A 4,585-nucleotide genomic window follows, 5' to 3' on the forward strand; every position below is an offset into this window, starting at 1 on the left:
TGCCGCCAGCGCCACGCGAGCCGCAGCGCGACCAGCATCAGCACGACGATGCCGAGCCGGAAGTGTGCACCCAGCAAGGTATCCGACAACACGCGATCGCGGACCGCCTCGGACGCGTAGCCGAGCGCCAGCTGCACCGGCAGCAGCGCCGCGACCAGCCAGTGCAGCGCGCCGGCGACGCGGCCGTAACGGCCGTACAGAAACCTCATGATGCCGGCGCAACGGCCGGCGCACAGGCGCGATAACCCGGAATGCGCGCGCCGAGCACGATGTCGCGCTGCGCCTGCCAGACGCCGGCCGCGCGCACCGGCGTGACGATGCCGTGGCCGCCGCGGCCCTGATCGTGCTTGCGGCGCAGCGCCGGCGTCAGTCGCGGATCGTCGTCGAACATCACGTCGTCGATGTAGTAGGTCGCGCAACCCGGCTCGATCACGTTGAGGTGGATGTGCTGCGGCAGACCGCTGTCCGGATAGCCGCCCGGCCGGATCGTCTCGAACCGGTAGCGGCCCTCGGCATCGGTCCGCGCCCAGCCGCGCAGCCGGCCGTGCCGGCGCACCTCGGCCGGCCCGCTGGTGCCGTCCTCCGGATAGATCCCGCGGTGGTCGGTCTGATGCGCGTAGACGATCACGCCCGGGCGTGCCTGGCCGTCCGCGTCGCGGACGATGCCGCTCAGCTGCAGCGGCTCGCCGGGCTCGTCCGGCGCGGCCAGCCGCGCGACGGTCGGCAGCTCCGCGGGAAGGCCGTGCAGCGCGGCCGCGCAGTCCTCGCACGGCAGGCCGACGACCGGAACCGCGGCACGCCCGGATGCCGAGGCGACCGGCGGCAACGACAGCAGCAGCAACGACGACAGCAGGATCGGCAGGCGGACAGGCATGGCGGTACTCCGTGACAGGTGCCGATCCAGAGCGTGCGAGGGCGCGCTGCGTTAACCTCGCATCGCCCCGGTTAACGGTTCGCGCCCTGCTCCGCTCTTTCGCGATAGGCCACCCGCTGCGCGCGCATGAGGCAACCCGTCACCCCGCTGGAGATTGCCCGTCAGGTCCGCGATGCCCAGCGCGGCTCGCAGGCTGCGTACGCCTGGCTGTATCGCGTATTCGCGCCGCTGGTGCATACGATCCACCTCGGCCGCGCACCGCATGCGCACGCCGAGGAACTCGCGCAGGACACCTTCGCGATCGCGTTCGCGCAACTCGGCCAGTTGCGCGAAGCAGCGCAGTTCGGCCCGTGGATCGCCGCGATCGCGCGCCGTCACCGCGGCCGCCGCGATGCCGGCGAGGAATCGCTGCGCGAGGATCACGACCGCGCCAGCCCCGCCGCCGGACCCGAGGACCGCGCCGAGGCCGAGCATGTGCTGCGCGCCGTCCGTCACCTGCCCGAGGCATACCGCGAGACGCTGCTGCTGCGCCTGGTCGAGGGCCTGAGCGGCCCCGAGATCGCGGCCCTGACCGGCCTCACCGCCGCATCGGTCCGCGTCAACCTGCATCGCGGCATGGCCAAGCTGCGCGCGTCGCTGGGACTGGCCGCCGGACCCGAGGAGACTGCCGATGTCGATGCCGCCTGATCCCATGTGGTCACCGGACCTGCCCGGCGACGCGGACCTGGTCCGGATCGAGCGCCTGCTCGGCCGCTACCGGCACCTGCCGTCCGAGGTGCCGATGCCGGCGGTGCCGGCTGCACCGCCGCGCCGACATTGGCTCCGTGCGCTCGCGATCGCAGGCGGCGGCATCGCGGCGGCCGTTCTGGCGGTCGCCGTCTGGCTGCCATGGCGGCTGCACTGGACTGCCGACGCGCCGTGGCCGGTCACCGGAGACGCGGCTGCGCCGGCGCTCGCGGTCGGCGGCACGCTGCAGACCGGCAGCGGCCAGCATGCGCGCATCGCGATCGCGCGGATCGGCGCGCTCGAGGTCTCGCCCGACACGCGGCTCAGCCTGGTCGAGACGCGCAGCGGCCACCACCGCATCGCGCTCGAGAGCGGCCACGTGCACGCGCGCGTCTGGGCGCCGCCCGGCGCGTTCGGCGTGCTCGACGGCGGCACTGAAGTGATCGACCTCGGCTGCGTGTTCGACCTCTGGAAGCACGCCGACGGCAGCGGCCGCCTCGCGGTCGGCAGCGGCTGGGTCATGCACAGCGAGGGCGGCCGCGAGACCCTGGTGCCGGCCGGCCATGCGCTCGATTTCGCACCCGGCCACGCCGGCCTGCCGCTGCGCCCCACCGCGGCCGTGGCGTTCGCGGATGCCGTGACCGCGCTCGATCGCGCGCTGCGCGACGGCCATCGCGACCGCGATGCCGAGACGCGCAGCGCCGGCCTTGCGACCCCGGACGACGCATTCACGCTGCTGAGCCTGCTGACGCGCTACCCGGCCCTCGCCGACGGTCCGCTGTATCCGCGCCTGGCCGAGGCGATCGGCGCGACGCCGCTCGATGCGCGCCATCGCGCCGCCTGGACCGGCGGCAGCGTCCATGCGATCAACGCCTGGTGGGACCGCATGCCGCGGCCGCCGAAGCAGTGGTGGCGCAACTGGCGGGACGTGGTGCCGTAAGCCTGATCGAAGCCGGCCCGAGCGGCCGCCGCTGCGCAACGTGTTTCGAAACCCCGTATGCGTCGATACCGGCGAAGTCCGCCCATCGTCGCGACACGTCCCGGCACCGAAGTGTCGATGGGTGTGAAGGCGAAGGCGATTCAAGCCGGCGGTCGAGCTCCGCCTGGACACGGGACGCCGGCGCCTTGCGCAGGTTCTGGTCGGCCTGACGCAGTTCCCGCATCTCGCGCTTCGGCATCCTGATCCGCGTCCGCGCCTCGCCGCTCGCACTGGTCTGACGGTGCCTGGTCGGCGTCGCTCTCTGAGGGCGCGGATGTCGATCGGGACGCGCGCTCGAGAGCCATGTCCGGATTCATGGCTCTTTTGCGAGTTAGGGAGGCCAGCGAGGAGCAGGCACGAGCGGTGCCGCTCCGACCTCGACCACTGCGTCGTTCGGCGACGACTGCCGGATGCTCGGTGATCGTGACGACGTCGTGACTGCTTTGCGCCGGGTCTTTGCACGGGCCCTGCGAGCTCATGCGGTTGCGCTGCTCACGCGTCTTCTACACGGGCGCAGCGATCAAGCCACGTGCGCCCGTTGCTGCACGTCGTGCGACTCCGTTTCCGTCTTTCCGCTTGCCATTTCTGCCTGCTACTGCACCTGAGGGGATGATCGCTATGGACACTGCTGTATTGCGTTGGCGTAAGCGGCTGGGCTCGGCTGCCGCCTGGGTCGCAGTGACGATGGCGGTCGCCTTCGTGTTGCCCTCGAGCCCCGCTTCTGCAGAACCCGGCGTGGGTGAACCCGTCTATGTCGCTCACAAGATGGAGGGCTACAGCGGGTCAGCCATGGTCGGCATCTTCGCCGCCACGCCGCCCGACATCGGCAATCTCGGCACCCCGGACTACTGGTCCTATTGTGTCGAGCACGACGTCTCCCTGGGGACCTTTCGGACTGCAATGGTCGAGGCACCGCCGTTGTTCCTGGGCAGCAACTACTTCACCGGTGCCACGATCCAGGCGAAGGTGCTCTGGGTGTTGGCGCACAGCTATCCCTACCTGAGCCTGTCCGACTTCGGTACCGCGGCCGGTGTTCCGGGGATCTCGGCGAATGACGCCATCGAGGCGGCCCAGTACGCGATCTGGCGCTACACCGATCTGAACTTCGACGCTTCCTGGAATTGGGAGACGCCCGACTCGGAGGCGGCCTACTGGTATCTGGTCAATGGAGCGAACGCCAGCAGCGGCCTGCTCCCTGCCGATCTTCAGAGTACGGCCGCGATCGTGGCGCCGGGCGGTACCCATGTCGCGGGCACCTTGGTCGGCCCGTTCACGGTCAGCACCAACCAGCCGACTGCCAGCGTGTCGGTGACGGGCGGCTACACGCTGACCGATGCCGGCGGCACGGCGATCGACCCCTCGGCGGTCACCGACGGGCAGGACATCTACATCGATCTCACCGGGGTCATCGCAGCGGGCTCGGCAACCGTCACGGTCTCTGCGGCGGGCTCGAGCATCTCCGGAAACATCATCTCCGTTCCGGAGACTGCGGGCGGTACCGCTACCACCGATAGCCATGCCCAGACCCTGGTGATCGTCGCACCGAGCACGTTCCGTACTACCGACTCCGCTTCGGTTTCATGGGTTTCCGGCACCCCGCCGCCGGCCTTCTGTCCGGCGGCCGGCGACCCGGCGCAGGTCTTCAGCCTCGTCAACGGCGTCGACATCTACGGCTACACGCCGGGCGCGGCGTCCGACGCGCTGCTGCCGCTGCTCCCGGCCACCGTATCCGGCAACCTCAATGCGCTCATGCTCGATCCGCTGCGCAACCGCCTGCTGATGATTCAGCGGTCGAGCGGTACCGAGTCCACCCTGTGGGCCTACGACCCCGCTAATGGCGGTTGGTATGTGGCGTTCGGCCCCTTCGTTTCGCCCGATTTCCCGCGCGGCGGATTCAATGCGGACGGCACCGGCTACCTGCTGGGTGGCGGGTCGAGCCCGGAGGTGTGGGAGGTGGAATCGTCCTCGACCTTCGGTTACACCGTCACCTTGATCGGCGTGATGAA

Annotated in this window: 5 protein-coding genes; 3 read left to right on the forward strand and 2 right to left on the reverse strand. The window is 70.5% G+C overall.

Going from position 1 to position 4,585, the window contains the following annotated elements:
* Both VMR06_RS13060 and VMR06_RS13065 read right to left on the reverse strand, forming a co-directional pair.
* A partial coding sequence (locus VMR06_RS13060) for a cytochrome b/b6 domain-containing protein (RefSeq protein WP_325376946.1) occupies window positions 1–209 on the reverse strand: 209 nt, incomplete at its 3' end.
* Complete coding sequence (locus tag VMR06_RS13065; protein WP_325376948.1) at window positions 206–874, reverse strand: hypothetical protein; 669 nt, start codon at window positions 872–874, stop codon at window positions 206–208. The genes VMR06_RS13065 and VMR06_RS13060, both read right to left, overlap by 4 nt.
* Window positions 875–1,000: 126 nt before the next feature.
* Here VMR06_RS13065 and VMR06_RS13070 point away from each other — a divergent pair, with 126 nt between their 5' ends.
* From VMR06_RS13070 to VMR06_RS13080, 3 genes are all read left to right on the forward strand, one after another.
* Window positions 1,001–1,561: an RNA polymerase sigma factor gene (locus VMR06_RS13070; RefSeq protein ID WP_325376950.1), complete on the forward strand. Its 561-nt coding sequence runs from the start codon at window positions 1,001–1,003 to the stop codon at window positions 1,559–1,561.
* Entirely contained in the window at window positions 1,545–2,540 is a 996-nt protein-coding gene (locus VMR06_RS13075) for a hypothetical protein (protein WP_325376952.1), read from the forward strand. Before VMR06_RS13070 ends, VMR06_RS13075 begins: the two co-directional genes overlap by 17 nt.
* 657 nt (window positions 2,541–3,197) lie before the next feature.
* A partial coding sequence (locus VMR06_RS13080) for a thioester domain-containing protein (RefSeq protein WP_325376954.1) occupies window positions 3,198–4,585 on the forward strand: 1,388 nt, incomplete at its 3' end.

It is taken from the genome of Dokdonella sp. (genome assembly GCF_035511235.1).
Classification (GTDB): domain Bacteria; phylum Pseudomonadota; class Gammaproteobacteria; order Xanthomonadales; family Rhodanobacteraceae; genus Dokdonella.

Coding starts and splice junctions, on each gene's coding strand:
- VMR06_RS13065 (WP_325376948.1), bottom strand. CDS start 874: ATGCCTGTCCGCCTGCCGATCCTGCTGTCGTCGTTGCTGCTGCTGTCG.
- VMR06_RS13070 (WP_325376950.1), top strand. CDS start 1,001: ATGAGGCAACCCGTCACCCCGCTGGAGATTGCCCGTCAGGTCCGCGAT.
- VMR06_RS13075 (WP_325376952.1), top strand. CDS start 1,545: ATGTCGATGCCGCCTGATCCCATGTGGTCACCGGACCTGCCCGGCGAC.